The sequence below is a fragment of the Rhodococcus sp. ABRD24 genome, assembly GCF_004328705.1.
Classification (GTDB): Bacteria; Actinomycetota; Actinomycetes; order Mycobacteriales; family Mycobacteriaceae; genus Prescottella.
In genome coordinates this window covers 2200404-2224159 of record NZ_CP035319.1, presented here as the reverse complement: position 1 = coordinate 2224159, position 23756 = coordinate 2200404, and the positions used below count along the sequence as shown (strand labels likewise).

Sequence of the window (23756 nt, the reverse complement as noted above, 5' to 3'; positions counted from 1 at the left end):
CTGCAAGAGCACCAAGAACGCAAGAACTGCGAGGAGCTGTGACCGATAACGACAAGATCGCGGACTACCTACGGCGGGCGACTCTCGACCTCCGTGCCGCCCGGCAGCGCATCCGTGACCTCGAATCCGATCCGATCGCCGTCATCGGTATGGCCTGCCGCCTACCCGACGGGACGAACACCCCGCAGCGCCTGTGGGAGCTACTGCGCGACGGCGGCGAGACGTTGTCGGATTTCCCCACCGACCGAGGCTGGGACCTTGCCGGGCTCTACCACCCCGATCCCGAGAACTCAGGCACCAGCTATGTAGACAAGGGTGGCTTCCTCGACGATGCGGCGGGCTTCGACGCCGAGTTCTTCGGTATCTCGCCGCGCGAGGCTACAGCCATGGATCCCCAGCAGCGACTGCTCCTCGAGGCGAGCTGGGAGTTGGTGGAGTCGGCGTGCATCGACCCACATTCGTTGCGTGGCAGTGCAACCGGAGTCTTCCTCGGGGTGGCCCGCTTCGGGTACGGCAATGGCACCACCGCTGCGGAGGACACCGAGGGCTACTCGGTCACCGGTGTATCCCCTGCAGTCGCCTCCGGCAGGATCTCCTACACCATGGGTCTGGAGGGGCCGTCGATCAGCATCGACACCGCCTGTTCGTCGTCGCTGGTGGCGCTGCACGTTGCGGTCGAGTCGCTGCGCAAGGGCGAGTCGACCCTGGCGATCGTCGGCGGTGCCGCGGTGATGGCCTCTCCCGACGTCTTCGTCGACTTCAGCCGCCAGCGTGCGCTCGCGGCCGACGGCCGGTCCAAGGCATTCGGCGCGGGTGCCGACGGGTTCGGCTTCTCCGAAGGTGTCTCCCTGATCCTGCTCGAACGGTTGTCCGAGGCCGAGCGCCACGGGCACGAGGTCCTGGCCGTGATCCGTGGTTCCGCGCTCACTCAGGACGGGGCCAGCAACGGACTGTCCGCGCCCAGCGGTTCCGCTCAGCGCAAGGTCATTTGGAAAGCGCTGCAGAACTGCGGCCTGGAGCCCGGCGACGTCGACGCGGTGGAGGCGCACGGTACCGGTACGGCGCTTGGCGATCCGATCGAGGCGAACTCCCTGCTAGCCACCTACGGCCGCGACCGTGATACTGATCGGCCACTGTGGCTGGGGTCGCTGAAGTCCAATATCGGACATACTCAGGCGGCCGCGGGCGTCACGGGTCTCCTGAAGATGGTGCTCGCCCTGCGCAACGAAGAACTGCCCGCGACCCTCCACGCCGAAGAGCCCACCCCGCACGTCGATTGGTCTTCGGGTGGTGTAGCCCTGCTTCGGCACAACCGCCCCTGGCCTCGTGGGGAGCGAACGCGCAGAGCGGGTGTGTCTGCCTTCGGTATCAGCGGGACCAATGCGCACGTCATCATCGAGGAAGCACCCGAGTACGTGCCCCGTGAAGCCGCCGCGCACGACAGAAGCCCTGTCCCGCTGGTCGTATCGGCTCGCAATGATGCTGCGCTACGGGCGCAGGCGACCCGCATTGCCGAACTGCTCGACCTGCCGGACGTCGATCTCGCAGGAGTAGGACTGAGCCTGGCGACCACCAGAGCCCGTCACGAGCATCGCGCGGTCGTCGTGGCCGCCACCGGTGAGGATGCCGTGCGTGGGTTGAGGGAAGTTGCCGCCGGTCGTGCGGTGGCCGAGTCGGTTGTCGAGGGTGTGGCCGAGACATCCAGCCGCAACGTCGTCTTCATGTTCCCGGGTCAGGGGTCGCAATGGGCGGGAATGGGTGCCGAACTCCTGTCCTCGGCCCCGTTGTTCGCCAATAAGATTCGCGCCTGCGACGAGGCGATGGCATCGCTGCAGGAGTGGAAGGTCTCGGACGTGCTTCGGCAAGTGCCGGGAGCGCCCAGCCTCGATCGGGTCGATGTGGTGCAGCCGGTGCTCTTCGCGGTAATGGTGGCACTGGCGGAACTGTGGCAGTCGTACGGCGTCGAGCCCGCCGCAGTAGTAGGCCACTCACAGGGTGAGATCGCCGCCGCCCATGTTGCCGGTGCACTGTCGCTCGAGGACGCAGTGAAGCTGGTAGTGGGCCGAAGCCGACTGTTGCGGGCGCTGTCCGGCGAGGGCGGCATGGCCGCTGTCGCAATGAGTGAGGACGCGGTGCGCGAGCGGTTGCGCCCATGGCAGGATCGGATCGCGGTAGCCGCGGTCAATGGCCCTCAGTCGGTTGTGGTCTCCGGAGACCTTCCTGCGCTGAGGAAGTGGTCGGCAGAATGCGTCGCCGATGGCATTCGCGTCCGAGAGATCGACGTAGATTATGCCTCTCACTCACCGCAGGTAGAGCGGGTTCGCGACGAACTGCTCGAAGCGACAGCGAGTATCACACCGCGGGCGACGCGGGTTGCCTTCTACTCCACCGTCGATTGTCGGACGGTCGACGGCATCGACCTCGATGCTCGGTACTGGTACCGGAATCTGCGTGAAACCGTTCACTTCGCCGCCGCTGTAACTCGGCTGGCGGAATCGGGATACGACGCATTCGTCGAAGTCAGCCCGCATCCCGTGGTAGTTCAAACGGTCGAGGAAACGGTCGAGAATGCCAGCGGCGCAGACGATCCAGTCATCGTCGGATCGCTGCAGCGAGGCCACGGTGATCTGGCGACGTTCCTGATCTCGCTGGCCACCGCGCACACATCGGGGGTGGACGTTCGATGGGAGGTGGCCGTCGACGGCGCTCGAGTTCATTCGTTACCGACGTACCCCTTTCAGCGCAAACGTTATTGGCTGCAAAACTCGTCCGTGCCGACCCGGTCGGGAGACTCGATCTATCGGGTGTCCTGGGTTCCGGTCAGTCGTCCGGAATCTGACCGGCTCGATGGCGACTGGCTGGTGGTGACGGCTTCGGGCGGTCCACGCTGGACCAGCGCCCTGTGCGATGCGCTCGCCGTACGCGGCGGCACCGTGGTGCGCTGCCGAATGGACCCCGGCTCCTCGCGCACGGATCTCGCCGCCGCCGTCTCCGCTACGGGAACCGAGTTCCGAGGAGTGCTCTCGCTCCTGGCGGCCGACGAGTCCATGCACGCCGGCCACCAGGGCGTTCCGTCCGGATCCGTCGGCCTGCTCACCCTGGTCCAAGCGCTGGGCGCGGCCGGTATCGGTGCCCCGCTGTGGTGTCTGAGTCAAGGGGCTGTGCGCACACCCGCCGACGACGGCCTGCCCCGACCCGAGCAAGCTGCCATGCACGGTCTTGCCCAGGCCGCTGGGCTGGAACTGCCGGGTCGCTGGGGTGGGGTGGTGGACCTGCCCAGTACCGTGGATGTCCCAACGTTGAGCCTGATCACGGCTGTGTTGGGCACCCGTGACTGGACCGAAGACCATCTCGCGATCCGATCGGGCGGCCTCTTCGGTCGCCGATTGGTCCGCGCAAACCTGCCGCAGAACGGTTCACCGGGATACACCCCCCACGGCACCGTCCTGGTCACCGGTGCCGCGAATCCGATCGGTGATCAGCTCGTCCGGTGGCTCGCCCAGCGCGGAGCGCAGCGGCTGGTGCTCGTGGGGGCGCGCCCACGCGACGAGCTACTTGCTGCTGTCGAAGCGGCCGGAGTGCCCGCCGTTGTCTGCGAACCGGATGTGGCGCCGCTGCGCGCCGCGATCGGTGCTGATCCGGTTGCGATGCTCGTGCACGCCGAGACTCTGACGAACTTCCGTCGTATCGCCGAACTCGAACCCGACGAGTTTGCCGAAACCGTTGCCGCGAAGACAGCATTCCTCACCATGCTGGACGAGGTCCTCGGCGATCAGCGGATCGAACGGGAGATCTATTGCTCTTCGGTGGCGGGGATCTGGGGCGGCACCGGGATGGCTGCCTACGCGACGGGCAGCGCCTACCTCGACGCGTTCGCCGAGCACCGTCGTTCACAAGGCCACTCGTGCACATCGATTTCCTGGACGCCGTGGGCGCTACCAGGCAACCCGCTGGAGGACAGTCGACTACGAGAACGTGGACTGCGCAGCCTCGACACCGGTCGGGCCATCGAAGCGTGGGAGCGGGTGCTGGCCGCCGCCCCGATGTCGGTGGCGGTAGCGGATGTGGACTGGGCGGTGTTCGACGAGGGGTTCGCGTCCACCCGCCCGACAGCACTGTTCGCGGAACTGGTCCCGCAACCGGAGCCGCTGCAGTCCTCAGCGGTGCCTGGGACTCAAAGAGAGTTGATGAACAGTGCTCTGGCACAGCAGCTCTCGTCCCTCTCCTCGGACGGGCAGCGCCGTCTTCTGCGGGAAATTGTCACGGAGATTCTTGCCGAGGTCATGGGTCACGAATCCGCAGCCGAGATCAATGTGCGTCGCGCATTCAGCGAACTCGGGCTGGACTCGCTCAACGCAATGGCGCTGCGCAAGCGCCTTTCGGCAACGACCGGTCTTCGATTGCCGGCATCGCTGGTTTTCGATCACCCGACCGTCGCATCGGTCGCGGAGTACCTACGGCAGCAGATCATCGGCGGCTCGGACCGGGCAGCGTCTCGGGTCGACAGCATCAGCGAGTCCGAGCCGATCGCCATCGTCGGTATCAGCTGCAGGTTCCCGGGCGGCATCAACTCGCCCGAGCAACTGTGGCGGGTTCTCGTGGACGGCACCGATGTCACCTCGGAGTTCCCGGCCGATCGCGGCTGGGATATCGATCGGCTCTACCATCCGGACCCGGACAATCCGGGTACCAGCTACACAAAGAAGGGCGGATTCCTCACCTGCGCAGCAGAATTCGATGCCGGATTCTTCGGGATAACGCCCCGAGAGGCGCTGGCAATGGACCCGCAACAGCGGCTCATGCTGGAGACGACATGGGAGGCTGTCGAGCGTGCAGGCATCGACCCCGATGGGCTGCGCGGCAGTGACGTCGGTGTCTTCGTCGGTACGAACGGCCAGTCCTATATGCAGCTACTCGAGGGCGAGGTCGACCTGGTCGACGGGTACCGGGGTCTGGGCAATGCGGCGAGCGTGCTTTCCGGGCGCATCGCCTACACCTTCGGCTGGGAGGGGCCCGCGATGACGGTGGACACCGCCTGTTCGTCCTCCCTGGTCGCCATTCACCTCGCAAGCCAGGCGCTGAGGCGAGGCGAGTGCTCCCTCGCATTGGCCGGCGGTGTCACGGTCATGTCCGACCCGTACACCTTCATCGACTTCAGCACGCAGCGAGGGCTGGCCGCCGACGGTCGCTGCAAGGCGTTCTCCGCGCACGCCGACGGTTTCGCGCTGTCGGAAGGAGCAGCCGCGCTGATCCTGGAACCGCTTTCCCAGGCGCGCCGCAACGGTCACCGGATACTTGGCGTACTGCGTGGCAGCGCGGTCAACCAGGACGGTGCCAGCAATGGCCTGGCCGCCCCCAATGGTCCGTCGCAGCAACGAGTGATCCGGCAAGCGCTGGCGGCTTCGGGATTGTCCAGCAGCGATATCGATGTCGTCGAGGCACACGGAACGGGCACCGAACTCGGAGACCCGATCGAGGCAAGTGCGCTGATCGCAACCTACGGTCAGGACCGGGATCGACCGTTGTGGACGGGCTCTGCGAAGACCAATATCGGCCACACTCAGGCCGCAGCCGGTGCCGCCGGTGTGATCAAGATGGTTCTGGCTCTGCACAACGGCATGGTGCCGCGATCGCTACACGCCGACGAACTGTCCCCGCATATCGACTGGGCTGCGGGCTCGGTGGAGGTGGTGCGCGAACACCTTCCGTGGCCTGCAGGTGATCGGCCGCGGCGAGCGGGGGTCTCGTCGTTCGGCGTCAGCGGCACGAATGCTCACGTCATCGTCGAAGAGGCACCCGCGGAATCCGAGCCGACAGAGCCGACAGAGCCGACGCACGGGCCGCTGCCGTTCGTCCTGTCCGGCCACAGCGTCGGCGCGGTCGCAGCACAGGCCCGGGCGCTCGCGGATCGGCTGCGCAGCAAACCTGAGCTCGCTCTCGCAGATGTCGCTCGAACCCTGGTGACGGGCCGTGCACGGTTCGATGTACGGGCTGCTGTGCTCGGTGACGACCGTGCGCGCGTATGCGACGAGCTCGACGCATTGGCCGCGGGCAGTCCCTCGGCCGATGTCATTGCCACAGCGACCTCCACACCGCACGAGCCGGTCCTGGTCTTCCCCGGTCAGGGCACGCAGTGGCTTGGCATGGCCCGTGACCTCCTCGACTTCTCCGAAACGTTCGCGGCATCGATGCGGCGGTGCGCCGACGCACTGTCCGCACATACCGATTGGAAGCTGCTGGACGTTGTTCGTGGCAACTGCGATCCCGACTTGGTCGAACGCGTCGACGTCCTGCAGCCAGTTCTGTTCTCGATCATGGTTGCATTGGCAGACCTGTGGCGGGCGCACGGTGTAACCCCGGCCGCCGTTGTCGGACACTCACAGGGTGAGATCGCGGCGGCCCACGTCGCGGGCGCGCTGTCACTCGAGGACGCCGCCAAAGTCGTTGCAGTGCGCAGTCAGGTGCTTCGGGAGCTCGACGACCAGGGCGGCATGGTGTCTGTCACTGCCTCGCGCGACGAACTGGAGGGCATGCTCGTGCCCTGGGACGGTCGGGTTGCGGTGGCAGCCCTGAACGGGCCGCGCACCAGCGTTGTCGCGGGACCGACCATCGAACTCGACGAGTTCTTCGAGGAGGCCGGAAAACGGGGGATGGAGCCGCGTCGGATCGCCGTACGCTACGCCTCGCATTCCCCGGAGATGGCTCGCGCTCAGACCCGCCTCGCCGCCGAACTCGGCACCATCAGCGCGGTTCCCGGTTCGGTGCCGCTGTATTCCACGGTGACCGGCGAGCTTCTCGATACCACCGGGATGGATGCGTCCTACTGGTATCGGAACCTGCGCCACACCGTGCTGTTCGAACCTGCGGTACGTGGTCTGGTCGAAGAGGGCTTCGATACATTCGTCGAGGTCAGTCCGCATCCGGTGCTGTCGATGGCAGTGCAGGAGACCGCCGAGCGTGTGGGCGGCATCGTGACGTGCGTGCCGACGCTACGCCGGGAGCAGCGCGGTCCGCACGAGTTCCTGCGCAATCTGCTTCGGGCATACGTGCACGGAGTCGACGTAGATCTGCGCCGGACAGTCGCCCACGGGGGGCTGGTCGAATTGCCCACCTACCCATTCGAGCACCAACGCTTCTGGCCGCGGCCGCATCGGCCCACCGGTCTGCCGGCGCTGGGCATGCGCCGCATCGAACATCCGCTGTTGGCCAGTGCAGTCGACGTCCCGAGTGACGGCGGCGCGGTGTTCACCGGACGGCTGTCGCTCGACGAGCAGCCCTGGCTGGCCGATCACATCGTCGGTGGGCGGATGCTGGTGCCCGGCAGCGTCCTGGTGGATCTCGCGCTCTTCGCCGGGCAGGACATCGGACCGTCGGGGCTGGAAGAACTGGTCCTGCAACGTCCGCTGGTGCTGTCCGAGGGGGGCACACTGGTGCGGCTGACTGTCAGCGCCGCTGACGAATCGGGACGGCGGACGATCGAGATCCACGCGACAGATGATGTGCCTGATCTGACAGACGCCAAGTGGTCGGCCCACGCGACCGGAACTCTCGCCGTGGGGGTCGGCAGGGACGACCCCGAAGCGGGCCCGTGGCCCCCCGAAGGCGCACAGCGTATTCCGTTGGATGGCCACTATGACGACCTTGTCGAGCGCGGATACCTGTACGGGCCGGCCTTTCGGGCGCTGCGGGCAGCATGGCGTAGGGAAGATGTGGTTCATGCCGAGGTTGCCGTCACGTCGGTCGAGGACGGCTACGCCATTCATCCGGTGCTGTTGGACGTGGTCGCTCAGACGCTGGGCCTGAGTCCGCTGGGTGGGTCGGACGGGGGATGGCTTCCGTTCGTGTGGAGCGGCGTGACCTTGTACGCCACCGGGGCTGAGTCGGTTCGTGTCACAGCCGTTCCGGCTGGACCGGACGCGATGGCCCTCCAGGTCACCGATCCGGAGGGCAGGCTCGTCGCGACGGTCGAATCACTGGTGATCCGCCGCGCCGGCGATGCGAGCAAGCAACCTCAACCGCAGGATGACTGCTGTGACCTCCATCGTCTGGAGTGGCTGCGACTCGCCGAACCCGGGAGTGCAGGACGCATGGTCACCATGGGCTCTTCGGACCTCGACACGCTCGTTCCCGCAACTGGGCCCGAACCCGACGCCGTCGTCGTCAGGTATGAATCGGCGGGAAGTGAAGATGACCCCAGGACCACAACTCGCCAGGGGATCCTCTGGTCCGCCGACCTGGTCCGCCGTTGGCTCGATCAGCAGGAGACTTCGCGGGCCACCTTGGTGATCGTAACGTCCGGGGCCGTAACCGTTTCCGACGAGGACCGAGCACCGGATTCGGGCGCAAATGCGGTCTGGGGAGTGATCCGATGCGCGCAGGCGGAGTCTCCGGGCCGGTTCGTCCTCCTCGATACCGACAGGGCCGACATCGAGACGCTGCCCTCGGTACCCGATCATCCGCAACTGGCACTGCGCGGCGACGATGTCTTCGTGCCACGCCTGGTCCCGGTGGCCGAACCTGTGCCGACACCGACAGGAGGTGCCTACCGGCTCGTGCCGGGCAACGGATCGATCGATTCGGTGACGTTCGCGGCTGCCCCCGACGCTGAACGATCCCTGCAGGCGGGCGAAGTTCGCGTGAGCGTTCGCGCGACCGGCGTCAACTTCCGGGACGTTCTTCTCGCGCTCGGGATGTACCCTGAGCCGGCGAGTATGGGTACCGAAGCCGCTGGTGTCGTCATCGCGGTCGGGCCGGGAGTCGGTTCTTTCGCGCCCGGAGATCGGGTGATGGGGCTGTTCCAGGGCGCCTTCGGGCCGGTGGCGGTCACAGACCATCGGTTGCTCGTGGGTATTCCCGAGGGCTGGAGCGCTGCCGACGCGGCCGCAGTGCCGATCGCCTTCACCACCGCCTACTATGCGTTGAACGACCTCGCCGGGCTGCGTCCCGGCCAGTCCGTACTCATCCATTCTGCGGCCAGCGGCGTCGGAATGGCGGCTGTCGCACTGGCCCGCCGGATGGGCGCCGAGGTGTTCGCCACGGCCGGACCGGGCAAGCGCGAGACGTTGCGCGGTCTCGGCCTCGACGACGCACACATCGCCTCCTCCCGCGATTCCCTCTTCGCGCGAAAATTCATGGAGTACAGGGGCGGTAGGGGGCTCGACGTGATCCTCAACTCGCTCACCGGGGAGATGCTCGACGAGTCCTTACGGGTACTCGTCGAGGGCGGTGTATTTGTCGAGATGGGTAAGACAGACTTGCGCCCGGCCGAGCAGTTTCCTGGCCGCTACATCCCATTCGATCTGGCCGACGCGGGCAACGACCGGCTCGGGGATATTCTCCGCGAGGTCGCTTCTTGTCTGGAAAGTGTGGCACTGGAGCGACTTCCGATATCTGCATGGGACCTGGGTGCTGCTTCAGCGGTATTCGGCCACATGAGCCGGGGACGCCACGTCGGCAAGCTCGTTCTCACCCAGCGAGTGCCGGTGAACCCGGAAGGTACAGTGCTGATCACTGGCGGCACCGGCACTCTCGGACGCCTTCTTGCGCGTCATATGGTCACCAAATATGGTGTGCGGCATCTACTGCTGGTCAGCAGGCGCGGTATGCAGGCGCCAGCCGCGCACGCGATACGAGACGAGCTCGAAGGGCTCGGAGCCGCTGTTCGCATCACATCCTGTGACGTCGCCGACCGCGAGGCGCTGGCTGCACTGCTGGCGTCGATTCCGGCGAAGCAGTCACTGACCGGTGTCGTGCATGCGGCAGGTGCACTGGCCGATGGGCTGGTCACCTCGATCGAACGATCAGCAGTCGAAGTGGTGCTGCAGTCCAAGGTCGATGCGGCATGGAACCTGCACGAACTGACCGCGAATACCGAACTGAGCTTCTTCGTGCTGTTCTCGTCCGCGGCATCGGTGCTGGCAGGCCCAGGTCAGGGGGTGTATGCGGCGGCCAACTGTGTGCTGAACGGGCTCGCCACGCTTCGCCGGACTCGAGGGTTGCCGGCAAAGTCCTTTGGATGGGGTCTGTGGGAGGAGGCCAGTGACATGACTAGCGGTCTCGGTGACCGGATCGCCCAGACCGGCGTCGCCGCATTGTCGACAGAGCGGGCTCTCGCCCTGTTCGACAGTGCCCTGTGCCGTAGCGAGGAGGTCGTGTTTCCACTGTCCCTCGACCGTTCGACCTTGCGCAGGGCCGAATTCGTTCCGGAGGTGCTGCGTGGCTCGGTCAGGGCCAAGCTGCGCACCGTCCAAACGGCCGAGCAATGTGAGCCCGATCTACTTGACCGGCTCACCGGCCAGTCCGGGGCGGATCAGGTTTCCGCACTGTCCAGCCTGGTGCGCGCGCATGCCGCAGCGGTTTCCGGATACAGCTCGGCCGAACAACTTCCGGAACGGAAGACATTCAAGGAGCTTGGGTTCGATTCGCTGGCTGCGGTGGAGCTGCGCAACCGCCTCGCTACGGCCACAGGACTGCGGCTACCCAGCACTCTGGTGTTCGACCATCCCACCCCGCAGGCGGTGGCAGAACGCCTGCAGCGCCAGATGTTCACCGATTCGACGTCATCGAAGGGGATTGACGACCGGCTGGACGAGCTCGACAGGGCGCTGGAGGCTCTGCCTGAGGATGAACGCGACGAGGATATCGCGAACCGCCTGGAGTCGATGCTGCGACGGTGGAACGCCAAGCGAGCACCCGGCCCGGATGCACCCGTCATCGACGATGACACGAGCGACGACGAGCTGTTCTCGATTCTCGAGAAGCGTTTCGGAGAAGAGGATTCCAGATGACCGGGCGCGACGAAACAGCCGAGGACAAGCTCCGGCGCTACCTCAAACGCACTGCTGCCGAACTCGACTCCGTCACCGAGCGCGTGCACGAGATCGAACAGCGAGCGAGTGAGCCTATTGCGATCGTCGGGATGGCATGTCGATTCCCCGGCGGCATCGAATCACCGCAAAAGCTATGGGAATTCATATCCGAAGGTGAAGACGCGATCGCGGAGGTCCCGTCGGACCGCGGCTGGGAGCCGGTTCCGGCCCCCCGGTTCGGTGGCATGATCACAGCGGTAGGTGATTTCGACGCGGGGTTCTTCGGTATCTCGCCACGCGAGGCGCTCGCGATGGACCCGCAGCAGCGAATCATGCTGGAGATCTCCTGGGAGGCGTTGGAACGCTCCGGATTCGATCCGATATCACTGCGCGGCAGCGGGGCCGGAGTATTCACCGGTGTCGGAACTGTCGACTACGGACCACGACCGGACGAGGCTCCCGACGACTCGCTCGGTTACGTCGGCACGGGAACCGCCGCGAGTGTCATCTCCGGCCGAGTGGCCTACTGCCTGGGATTGGAGGGCCCGGCGATCACGGTCGACACGGCCTGCTCGTCCGGCCTCACCGCCGTGCACCTGGCGATGGCGTCATTACGCCGGGATGAATGCAGCCTTGCGCTCGCCGGCGGTGTGACGGTAATGAGCAGTTCCGGTGCGTTTGCCGAGTTCCAAAGCCAGGGCGGACTTGCAGCGGACGGCCGATGCAAACCGTTCTCGAAGTCCGCGGACGGATTCGGTTTGGCGGAGGGCGCCGGCATTCTGGTACTGCAACGCCTTTCGGAGGCCAGGAGAGAAGGCAGGCCGATACTGGCGTTGCTGCGCGGCTCGGCGATCAATCAGGATGGCGCCAGCAACGGGCTGACCGCGCCGAGCGGACCCGCACAGCAGCGGGTGATCCGTCGCGCACTGGAGGATGCCGGCGTCCGGGCTGGTGATGTCGACTACGTGGAAGCCCACGGTACCGGCACGAGACTCGGCGACCCGATCGAAGCCCATGCCCTGCTGGAGACCTATGGCACTGCCCGGGAATCGGCGCATCCGTTGTGGATCGGATCGGTCAAATCCAACATCGGTCATACCCAGGCTGCATCGGGTGTGGCCGGATTGATGAAAACTGTTTTGGCGATGAGGAATTCAGAGATTCCGCCAACGCTGCACTTCGATGAACCTTCTCCGCATATCGATTGGGACCTCGGAGCGGTGTCGGTAGTCGCACAGGCTCGGCCCTGGCCGACCGGGGAGCGAGTGCGTCGTGCGGGCGTCTCGGCCTTCGGTATCAGCGGTACCAATGCACACGTGATCGTCGAAGAGGCGCCGAGTGCGGCGACGCCTGTGCCGGTCCCCGATTCGGGGCCGGTACCGCTGATACTCTCCGGCCGCGACGAGCAGGCGCTCCGGATGCAGGCGGCTCGACTGTCCGAGCATATTGCTCAGGATCCTCAGAACTCTTTGCAGGACATCGGGTTTACGATGTCCACCCGTCGAAGTGCCTGGGAATATCGAGCCGTGGTCATCGGTGACCGCCATGACGCGCTCGCCGGACTTCATTCGGTGGCCGAAGGTCGGTCGGCCAATGGGGTGGTCACGGGACGGGCTCGCGCCCGAGGCGGCGTTGTGATGGTATTTCCCGGGCAGGGCGCGCAATGGCAGGCAATGACGCGGGATCTGCTCCGGGAGTCGCCGGTGTTCCGAGAGTCGATCCGCAAGTGCGAACGTGCCCTCGCCCCCCACGTCGACTGGTCGCTGAACGATCTGCTGTCCAACGGGCATCCGCTGGACCGGGTGGATGTCGTGCAGCCTGCATTGTTTTCGGTCATGGTGTCGTTGGCGGCGCTGTGGCGAGCCCATGGGGTAGAGCCGGCGGCGGTCGTTGGCCACTCTCAGGGCGAAATCGCCGCCGCGCATATCGCCGGGGCACTGTCCCTGGAGGACGCTGCGAGGCTGGTCGCGATCCGCAGCCGGATGCTGCGGCGCCTCGGCAGGCAGGGCGCGATGGCAGCATTCGGCCTGGATACTGCAGAGGCCACCGCACGGATCGAACACTTCGGGGGCGCGTTGTCCATCGCGTCCGTCAACGGCCCTCGATCGGTAGTTGTGGCGGGTGCCGGCGAATCACTGGACGAGCTGATCGCCGAGTGCGAGGCAGAAGGCATCATGGCCCGCCGAATCCCGGTCGACTACGCCTCGCACACGCCGCAGGTGGAGTCGCTGCGCGAGGAGTTGCTGACCGAGCTGGCCGATCTCGCCCCAGCCTCGGCGAGCATCCCGCTGTACTCGACCACGACGGGCCGGTCCATCGACACCGCCACGATGGATGCCGACTACTGGTATGCAAACCTGCGCGAGCAGGTGCGCTTCCACGCTGCGACCAGGCAGTTGGCAGAGGACGGTTTCGACACATTCATCGAGGTCAGTCCACACCCGGTGTTGACGCTGAGCATCGAGGAAACGCTGAGCATCGAGGAGACACTGGGCCCGGCGCCATCACTCGGCGCCGGGGCCTGTGTGGTGGGAACGCTGCGCCGCGACCACGGCAGCCAGGCCGATTTCCATGCCGCCGTGGGCGAGGCCTATGTGCAGGGCGTGGAGGTGGACTGGCGCCCCGCCTTCGGTGATGCCCGGCCGGTGGACCTGCCTGTGTACCCATTCCAGCGGAGCCGGTTCTGGATGCCGGCACCCACCGGCGGTCGGGTGAGTTCGGAAGACAACTGGCGTTACCGGGTGGTCTGGCGAACCGCCGAGTGGACGGATGCAGCGCTCACCGGGTGCGTTCTACTTGTGACCGGGCCGAAAGTACCCGCCGACTGGTTCGCCGCCGTCCGAAACGGCCTCGAGCAAGGTGGCGCGACGGTCGTGGACTGTGCCGTGGAATCCCGCGCCGAGGTCGCCGAGGCTGTGTCGTCTGTCGCTGGCGCAGCCGTATCCACCGTGGTGTCGATGCTGGGGCTGATCGAGGATACCGAGGCCACCGAACCCTGCCTCGATACGCTCGCACTGGTCCACGCGCTGGGCGCTGCCGGAATCGATGCACCGTTGTGGGTGCTCACTCGAAATGGTGCGCAGGTTGCTGCTGACGACAGCGTCGACCCAGCCCAAGCCATGGTGTCCGGGGCCTGCCGCGTGCTCGGTATCGAGCAACCCGCTCGGTGGGGCGGCTTGGTGGATCTGGTCGCAGCCGACGATGCTTCGATCCGTTCGCTGACCGCCGTACTCGCCAACTCGCGCGGGGAGGATCAGATTGCGATCCGGTCCGATGAGATCACGGTTGCCCGACTCGTCCCCGCCCCTGCTCACTCCGCTCGAACCCGATGGACCCCACGCGGAACCGTGCTCGTCACCGGGGGCACCGGCGGGATCGGAGCGCAGGTGGCGCGCTGGCTGGCGCGTTCGGGCGCCGAACACCTGGTCCTCCTCGGACGGCGGGGCGAAGACGCACCCGGCGCGGCTGCGCTGAGAGAGGAGTTGGTCGCGCTCGGTGTCGGGGTGACCATCGCGGCCTGCGACGTTGCGGACCGGGCGCAACTGGCGGCCGTGCTGGCCGCCGAACGCGCTGCTGGGCGCACGATCCGCGCGGTATTGCATGCTGCGGGAATCTCGCGATCGACACCGATCGGGGATCTCACCGAATCGGAGTTCGCCGAGATCGCTGCCGCCAAGGTGAGCGGCACGATGAACCTCGACGAGCTGTGCACGGAGCTCGATGTTTTCGTGGTGTTCTCTTCGAACGCAGGTGTCTGGGGCAGCCCCGGACTGACCGCCTATGCGGCCGCCAACGCCTTCCTCGATGGTTTCGCGCGGCGACGGAGCGCAGCAGGCGCGCCGATCCTGTCAATCGCCTGGGGGCTGTGGGCCGGGCAGACCATGGCTGGTGACGAAGGTGGCACCTACCTGCGTGGTCAGGGGCTGAAGGCGATGGATCCGCACCGTGCGATAGAAGAAATGTGCCTTGCCCTGGATCACGGCGATACCTGCGTATCCGTCGCAGACATGAACTGGCGTCGATTCATCGAGCTGATCACCGCGGCCCGGCGCCGGCCGCTGTTCGACGACCTCACGGATGCTGAACCCGACATCGCCCAGAAAGAGCAGCCACCGGCTCTCGCGCAACAACTTGCAGCACTATCGGCGCCCGAGCGCCGCCAGTTCCTGGCGCGGATCGTCCACGCCGAGGTCGCCGCCGTGCTCGGCCATGCGGAGGACGCGGCGATCGATCAACACCGGGCCTTCCGGGACTTGGGCTTCGATTCGATGACCGCCATCGATTTGCGCAACCGGCTGGCTGCGGCGACCGGCGTGAGAGAAGCCGCGACCGTGGTCTTCGACCATCCGACTGTCGCTCAGCTCACCGGGCACTATCTGGAACAGCTCGTGGCGCCGTCGGCGGCAGATCCGGACCCGGTTCGCGACCGCCACCGGAAAGACGAGGTCGACGACCCGATTGCCATCGTTGGGATGGCCTGCCGCTTCCCCGGCGGCGTGCACAACCCAGAGGGACTCTGGCACTTCATCAGCGAAAGTGGCGACGCAGTCACCGAGATGCCATCCGATCGGGGCTGGGATCTGGATGCACTGTTCGATCCCGACCCCGAGCGTCGCGGTACCAGCTATTCTCGTCATGGCGCATTCCTCTGTGGCGCCGCCGATTTCGATGCGGCATTCTTCGGGATCTCGCCGCGCGAGGCGTTGGCGATGGATCCGCAGCAACGTCAGGTGCTGGAAACGATCTGGGAGCTGTTCGAGAACGCCGGAATCGCTCCGGATTCGTTGCGGGGCAGCGACACCGGGATCTTCCTCGGTGCCGCGTATCAGGGCTATGGTCAAGATGCTGAGGTGCCCGAAAGCAGCGAAGGTTACTTGCTCACCGGCAGCTCCTCCGCGGTGGTCTCCGGCCGAGTGGCGTATGTGCTGGGTTTGGCGGGGCCAGCGGTCACGATCGACACCGCTTGTTCATCCTCGCTGGTGGCACTGCATCTGGCCGGTAACGCACTTCGCGCGGGTGATTGCTCGCTGGCGGTCGCCGGCGGCGTCTCGGTGATGGCGGGGCCCGGAGTGTTCACCGAATTCTCTCGTCAGGGGGCATTGGCCGCCGATGGCCGGTGTAAGCCCTTCTCCGACGATGCTGACGGCTTCGGCTTCGCTGAAGGTGTTGCGGTGGTCCTGCTCGAGCGGTTGTCGGATGCTGTGCGAGCGGGCAGGTCGGTTCTGGGTGTGGTTGCGGGATCGGCGATCAATCAGGATGGTGCCAGTAATGGGCTTGCGGCGCCGAGTGGTGTTGCGCAGCAACGGGTGATTCGTCAAGCGTGGGAGCGGGCCGGTGTTTCGGGCGCGGATGTCGCCGTCGTGGAGGCGCATGGGACGGGTACCCGGCTGGGCGATACCGTGGAGGCGTCCGCTGTGCTGGCCACTTACGGCCAGAGGCGTGGATCTGCGGCACCGCTCCTGCTCGGGTCGGTGAAGTCCAATATCGGTCATGCGCAGGCGGCTGCTGGTGTCGCGGGTGTGATCAAGATGGTTCTCGGGCTGGGCCGGGGTCTGGTTCCGCCGATGCTGTGTCATGGCGAGCGCTCGACGCTGATCGACTGGTCTGCGGGTGAGGTCGAGTTGGCTGAGACTCTGAGCCCGTGGCCTGCGGCTGCGGATGGGGTGCGCCGTGCGGGTGTGTCGGCGTTCGGTGTGAGTGGGACGAATGCTCATGTGATCATCGCCGAACCTCCTGAGCATCAACCTCTTCCGGGATCGGGTCCGTGCGGTGTGCTGAGTGTGGCCGAGTCGATGCCGGTGTTGTTGTCGGCGAAGACCGAGACAGCGCTGGCCGCCCTCGCGCAGCGCCTCGAGACGGAGGTGACCGCATCGGTGCCGGTGACGGTGCTGGCCTCCGCACTGGCAACTCGGCGCGCTCACCTGCCCTGTCGCGCGGTCCTGGCGGCCGACGACCATGAACAACTCCGGAGCCGATTGCGGGCTGTGGCGGAGCGGTCGACGGCTCCCGGCATCGTCACCGGAACCGCGGTGGCCGAGTCCGGTGTGGTGTTCGTCTTCCCGGGCCAGGGTGCGCAATGGGCTGGGATGGCTCAGGATTTGCTGGGTGTTGCGGCTTTCGCTGACACCATCGCTGTGTGCGATACCGTGTTGGCCGATCTTGCCGGGTACACGGTGACCGATGTCCTGTGTCGGCATGCCGATGCTCCCGGCTTCGACCGGGTCGATGTGGTTCAGCCGGTGTTGTTTTCGGTGATGGTTGCTCTTGCGCGTCTGTGGCAGGCCTGTGGCGTCAGTCCCGTTGCTGTCATCGGTCATTCCCAAGGGGAGATTGCTGCTGCCGTTGTGGCGGGTGCCCTGTCCTTGGAGGACGGTCTGCTCGTGGTGACTCGACGGGCTCAGGCCATTCGCACACTGGCAGGCACGGGCTGCATGGTCGCGCTGGCCACTTCTCCTGGTCGCGCCCACGAGTTGATCGATGGCTTGTCCGACCGAATCTCGATCGCCGCGATCAACTCGCCAGTCTCGGTGGTGACATCCGGTGATCCGCAAGCACTAGCCGAGCTCGTCATCCGTTGCGAGCGTGCGGGAGTGCGCGCCACGACCTTGCCGGTCGACTACGCTTCCCACTCATCTCATGTCGATCGGATCCGAGATGCAGTCCTCGCCGATCTCGGCGGCGTCGTCCCGCGGAGGGCGAAGCTTCCGATCTATTCCACGTTGCACGGTCAGCGCCGGGACGATGTGCCCATGGACTCGCAGTACTGGTATGCCAATTTGCGATCGCCAGTGCGGTTCGAGGAGGCGATCCTGTCCGCCGTCGCCGACGGCCACCGCACTTTCGTCGAAGTGAGCCCACACCCAGTGCTCACTACAGCGGTGCAGGAGAGCGCCGAGGGCACCATCGCGATCGGTTCTCTGCACCGCGACAGCGGTACCGGGCATCTGCTCAGCGAACTCGCCCGCGCGCACGTCCACGGTGTCCCCGTGGATTGGCGGGCCATGTTCCCCACCGCACCCACTGTGCCGCTGCCCAACTACCCATTCGAGCACCAGAGGTACTGGCTTGCCTCGGCACCGTCCGAGCAGGTGGCCGATCTTCGGTACCGCGTCGACTGGCGAGCACTTGCAACGACTGCGGTGACTCTGGGCGGCAGCTATCTCGTCTTCGGATCGGCACCGGAGTCATTGACCCGCGCGATCGAATCGGCGGGCGGCCACGTCGTCCCGATCGCGTCCGTGGAAGCCGAAGCACTCACCGCAGCACTGGACGCGCTGCAAGGCGGAATCACAGCCGCGCTCTCACTTTGCGCCGACATCGCTACGCATCTCTCGGTGTACCAACTGCTGGATGCGGCCGACGTACGCGCTCCGCTCTGGTTGGTAACCCGCCACGGGGTCAGCCTGAGCGAACACGACCTGATCGATCCCGAGCAGGCGATGGTGTGGGGTATGGGTCGGGTCATCGGCCTCGAGACTCCGCAACGGTGGGGCGGTCTGATCGATGTGCCCGCCGAACCCGGGCGCGAGGACATCGAAGCGTTCGTCGCCTGCCTCGGTGGGGACGACGACGAAGACCAGATCGCCATACGGGACCAGAACCGCTATGTTCGACGACTCGTCCGTGCCCCGCTCCCCGTCCGTGAATCCCGTTGGGAACCAGAGGGCGCAGCGCTGATCACCGGAGGGACCGGAGCGCTCGGTGGACATGTGGCACGGTTTCTCGCCAGCTGCGGTATCGGAGATCTCGTACTGGTCAGCAGACGCGGCATCGGCGCACCCGGCGCAGCCGAACTCGAAACCGACCTGGTCGCACTCGGCGCCAAGACGACCATCGCGGCGTGTGATGTCACCGATCGGACACAACTGAGCACACTGCTGGAAGATCTACGCAGGCAGGGGCGTCCAGTGCGGACAGTCGTACACGCTGCCGGCGTGCCCGAATCACGTCCCCTGCATGACATCGACGGCGACGCGCTGGATTCGGTCTGTGCGGCGAAGGTGACCGGAGCGCGACTACTCGACGAGCTGTGCTCGGACGCCGACACCTTCGTCCTGTTTTCCTCCGGCGCGGGTGTCTGGGGGAGCGCAAGACTTGGAGGCTACGCCGCGGCGAATGCTTACCTCGATGCCCTCGCTCTCCGTCGTCGCGCCGAAGGACGGAGGGCGACCTCCATCGCATGGGGAGCCTGGGCGGGTGAGGGCATGGCCACCGGCGACGTCGAGGGGCTTACTCGGCGAGGCCTGCGCCCGATGGCGCCCGAACGAGCCCTGCGGGCACTACGACAGGCGCTGGACAACGACGACACATGCGTGTCGATTGCCGATGTCGATTGGGAGCGTTTCGCCATCGGCTTCACCGCCGCTCGACCGCGGCCGCTGCTCGACGAACTGCTCACGTTCCCGAAGGCCGTTTCCGCTTCCTCCGCGGCCCTGGCACAGGTGACGGTGTCCGCCGAGCGGGTGCTCGAACTCACGCATGAACATGTGGCGGCGGTCCTCGGTCACGCCCACCGGGATGCGGTGGGGTTGGACCAGCCGTTCACCGAGCTCGGGTTCGACTCCTTGTCCGCGGTCGGACTGCGTAACCAGTTGCAGGATGCCACTGGGCTCTCGCTCCCCACGACACTGGTGTTCGAACACCCCTCGGTCCGTCAGCTCGCCGACCACATCAGAGAGCGGCTCGACACCGGAACATCAGCTCTGGCAACGGTTGCGAGCGGAATGCTGCGCTCCGGCTACCAGCAGGCCGCCCGGTCGGGCCGGGTCCGGTCCTATATCGATCTCCTGGCTGAATTCTCCGAGTTCCGTGAGCACTTCGAGGATGCCGCAGGATTGGATCACCCGCTCGAGCTGGTGACCATGGCTGACGGGCCCGGCCCGGTGACGGTGATCTGCTGCGCGGGAACCGCTCCAACCTCCGGCCTCCACGAGTTCACCAGGCTCGCTGGCACGCTGAGCGACACCACACCGGTACGCGCGTTGCGGCAGCCGGGATACGAAGAAGGCGAGCCGTTGCCATCTTCGCTCGAGGCTGTGCTGAGCGTGCAGGCCGACACCGTCCTCGAAGCGCAAGGTGGCAAGCCGTTCATCCTGGCCGGTCATTCGGCGGGCGCGCTGATGGCCTACGCGTTGGCGACCGAACTGGCGGACCGTGGGCACCCGCCGATGGGCGTCGTGCTCATCGACGTCTACCCGCCCGGATATCAGCAGGCGGTGCACGCCTGGCTGGACCAGCTGACTGCGGCATTGTTCGACCGCGAAATGGTCCGGATGAACGACACTCGGCTCACGGCCATGGGTGCCTACGACCGCCTCACCAGTGGTCAGCTGCAGCTTCGCAACAGCAGGCTACCTACGCTCCTGGTCCGCGCCGACGAGCCGATGGGGCCCTGGCCGGACGACAGCTGGAGATCGACCTGGCCGTTCGCTCACGACATTGCGGATGTACCAGGCGACCACTTCACGATGATCCAGGAGCATGCCGACGCTATCGCGAGGCATATCGTTGCCTGGCTGACCGAGAGGAACACATGACCGCGACCGATCGCGGCACGCTGGGCCGGCAGTTGCAGATGATTCGGGGCCTGTACTGGGGTTACGGCAGCAATGGAGATCCGTATCCGATGACACTGTGCGGCCGGGATGACGATCCGCAGCTCGCCTACCGCGAAATGCGGGAGTCGGGGGTGCGGCGCAGCCGCACCGATACCTGGGTGGTCGCCGACCACGCCACCGCGCGGCAGGTGCTCGACGACCCCGTTTTCACCCGCAGCGCAGGACGCACACCCGAGTGGATGCGTGCCGCAGGCGCCCCACCCGCCGACTGGGCCGAGCCGTTTCGAGGGGTACATGCCGCATCCTGGGCAGGCGAGATTCCAGACGTGGCGGAACTTGCGCGGCGCTTGCCGAGCGTGTTGCCGCAAACGAGTGGGCGTCTGGACCTGGTACGCGACTTCGCCTGGCAGGTGCCGTGGTTGGGTATTGTCGCCGGATCGTGCGGGGTGGAAGCACTACAGCGCGACGCCTGGCACGCCCGCGTCAGCCTGGACGCCCAGCTCAGTCCGCAGCAGCTCGCAGTGACCGAGGAGGCGCTCTCGGCGCTGCCGACCGACCCTGAGCTCAGCGCTCTGTTCGCCGGTGCGGAGATGACGGCCAATGCCATCGTCAACTCAATCCTGACCACCTACGCCGAGCCGGAACTCGCTGCACGGCTCGCCGACGACGCCGAGATTGCACCACGCATCGTGGCCGAGGTGTTGCGTCTGAACCCCACTCAGCACCTCGAGCGGCGCACCGCCACGGCCGATCGGTATCTGGGTGAGGTCATGATCTCGGCAGGTGACGAGGTAGCGATCGTGGTCGCGGCGGCCAATCGTGACCCGAGCGTATTCACCGAACCGGACCGCTTCGACATCGACCGCGCCGACCTGAACTGTGCACTGTCGCCGCAGCGTGGCCATCCCGGCAGGCTCGACGAGCTGGTCAGCACGCTCACCACCACAGCACTGCAAGCCATGGGGAAGGTGATCCCCCGGCTCTCTCCGAGTGGACCGGTCATCCGACGTCGCCGTTCCCCCGTTCTGCGGGCAATCAGCTACTGCCCCTTCGAGTTCTGAGGTAACGCCGATGCGTATCGTCTTTTCTGCCATGGCGAGCAAGAGTCATCTGTTCGGCCTCGTTCCCCTTGCCTGGGCATTCCGCGCGGCCGGGCACGAGGTTCGCGTGGTCGCCTCGCCGGCGCTCACCGAGGACATCACTGCCGCCGGGTTGACCGCCGTCCCGGTGGGCGCCGACGTCGACCTCGTCGATTTCATGACGCACGCCGGCCACGACATCATCGACTACGTCCGGAACCTGGACTTCAGCGAGCAGGACCCGGCCACGCTGACCTGGGATCACCTGCTCGGCGTGCAGACCGTGCTCACCCCGACCTTCTATGCCCTGATGAGTCCCGACTCATTGATCGAGGGCATGATCTCGTTCTGCAGAAAGTGGAAGCCGGATCTGATCATCTGGGAGCCGTTGACCTTCGCCGCGCCTATTGCCGCAGCGGTGACGGGCACGCCGCACGCACGGCTGCTTTGGGGACCGGACATCACCACCAGGGCTCGGCAGAACTTCCTCGAACTGCTGCCGGAGCAACCTGCAGAGCATCGGGAGGATCCACTCGCTGAATGGCTCACCTGGACACTGAGGAAGTTCGGCGGTTCAGCCCCGGAGCCCTTCGATGAGGAGCTTGTCGTCGGGCGATGGACGATCGACCCCGCCCCGGCGGCAATCCGGCTCGACACCCGAGCCCGCACCGTCGGGATGCGCTACGTCGACTACAACGGGCCATCGGTGGTACCGGAATGGCTGCACGATGAGCCTGAGCGTCGACGGGTCTGCCTCACGTTGGGAATCTCCAGTCGCGAGAACAACATCGGTCAGGTCTCTATCGAGGATCTGCTGGGAGCAATCGGTGATATCGACGCCGAGATCATTGCGACCTTCGACGAACAGCAGCTCGATGGCGTCTCGCATCTTCCAGCAAACGTCCGCGCGGTCGGGTTCGTCCCGATGCACGCCCTGCTGCCCACGTGTGCCGCCACAGTGCATCACGGAGGGCCGGGTAGTTGGCATACTGCGGCCATTTTCGGTGTGCCACAAGTGATTCTTCCGGATGGTTGGGACACCGACATCCGCGCTCAACGAACGCAGGACTACGGAGCAGGTATCACGGTGCCCGCTCCGGAACTGACCGCTGACAAACTACGGGAGGCGGTACAGAGGGTGCTCGACGACCCCGGCTACCGATCCCGCGCGATGCACCTGCGCGAGGACATGCTTGCGGAGCCGTCACCGGCCGATGTCGTCAAGATATGTGAGGAACTGTCCTCGAACAGGAGAAACTCGAAATGACCTTCGATACTGGGTCTTACGTGCAACTTGGGCGTTCCGCGTTGCTCACCAGCCGATTGTGGTTGGGCACCGTGAACTTCAGCGGACGCGTCGACGACGATGCGGCGTTCCGGCTCATGGATCACGCCCGTGACCGAGGCATCAACTGCTTCGATACCGCCGACATCTATGGGTGGCGGATCAGCAAGGGGCATACCGAGGGCCTGGTGGGCAAGTGGCTGTCCCAGGGTGGTGGCCGCCGCGAAAGTATCTTGCTGGCAACAAAAGTAGGTGAACCGATGAGTGATCGGATCAACGACCGCGGCCTGTCTGCACGGCACATTGTTGCGGCGTGCGAAGGATCGTTGCGCCGACTGGGTGTCGATCACATCGACATTTACCAGATGCACCACATCGACCGGACCGCGCCCTGGGACGAGGTGTGGCAAGCGATGGACCTCCTGGTCGCGAGCGGGAAGGTCTGCTACGTCGGTTCATCCAACTTCGCCGGCTGGCACATCGCCGCCGCCCAGGAAAACGCCGCACGCCGTAACTCACTGGGCATGGTCTCGCACCAGTGCCTGTACAACCTGGCCGTGCGGCACGCCGAGCTGGAGGTGCTGCCCGCTGCCCAGGCCTACGGGCTCGGTGTGTTCGCGTGGTCGCCGCTGCACGGTGGTTTGCTCAGTGGAGCGCTCGAGAAGCTCGCGGCAGGCACTGCGGTGAAATCGGCTCAGGGGCGTGCACAGGTACTACTGCCTACCCTGCGCCCGGCCATCGAGGAGTACGAGAAGTTCTGCCGGAACCGCGGTGTGGATCCCGCCGAGATCGGGTTGGCCTGGGTGCTGTCGCAGCCTGGCATTGCCGGAGCCGTAGTCGGCCCGCGTACCCGTGGGCAGCTGGACTCAGCGCTGCGAGCCGCTGAGATGACCCTGTGCCAGGAAGAAGCTTCCGAACTGGACGCGATCTTCCCAGCCGTGGCATCCGGGGGTCCTGCGCCCGAAGCCTGGCTGCAGTAACTGGATGCCGCGCACTCATGAAAAGCATCCGTCGTGCGTGACGAGGG

At 66.0% G+C, this 23756-nt stretch carries 5 protein-coding genes; all 5 read left to right on the top strand.

Annotated elements, in window-relative coordinates; all coding sequences use genetic code 11:
• Window positions 1–38: 38 nt before the first annotated feature.
• From ERC79_RS23265 to ERC79_RS09695, 5 genes are read left to right on the top strand one after another with little or no spacing between them, the layout of a single operon-like run.
• Window positions 39–10787, top strand: a complete 10749-nt coding sequence (locus ERC79_RS23265) for a type I polyketide synthase (RefSeq protein WP_207390455.1) — start codon at window positions 39–41, stop codon at window positions 10785–10787.
• Complete coding sequence (locus ERC79_RS23260) at window positions 10784–20344, top strand: type I polyketide synthase (protein WP_207390454.1); 9561 nt, start codon at window positions 10784–10786, stop codon at window positions 20342–20344. Before ERC79_RS23265 ends, ERC79_RS23260 begins: the two co-directional genes overlap by 4 nt.
• A complete protein-coding gene (locus tag ERC79_RS09705) occupies window positions 20341–21426 on the top strand; it encodes a cytochrome P450 (RefSeq protein WP_131577730.1) in 1086 nt (361 codons plus the stop codon). Before ERC79_RS23260 ends, ERC79_RS09705 begins: the two co-directional genes overlap by 4 nt.
• A 10-nt stretch (window positions 21427–21436) precedes the next feature.
• Complete coding sequence (locus ERC79_RS09700; RefSeq protein ID WP_131577729.1) at window positions 21437–22711, top strand: activator-dependent family glycosyltransferase; 1275 nt, start codon at window positions 21437–21439, stop codon at window positions 22709–22711.
• Window positions 22708–23709, top strand: coding sequence for an aldo/keto reductase (locus tag ERC79_RS09695; RefSeq protein WP_131577727.1), 1002 nt, complete (start codon window positions 22708–22710; stop codon window positions 23707–23709). The genes ERC79_RS09700 and ERC79_RS09695 overlap by 4 nt, the downstream gene beginning before the upstream one ends.
• Window positions 23710–23756: the final 47 nt, after the last annotated feature.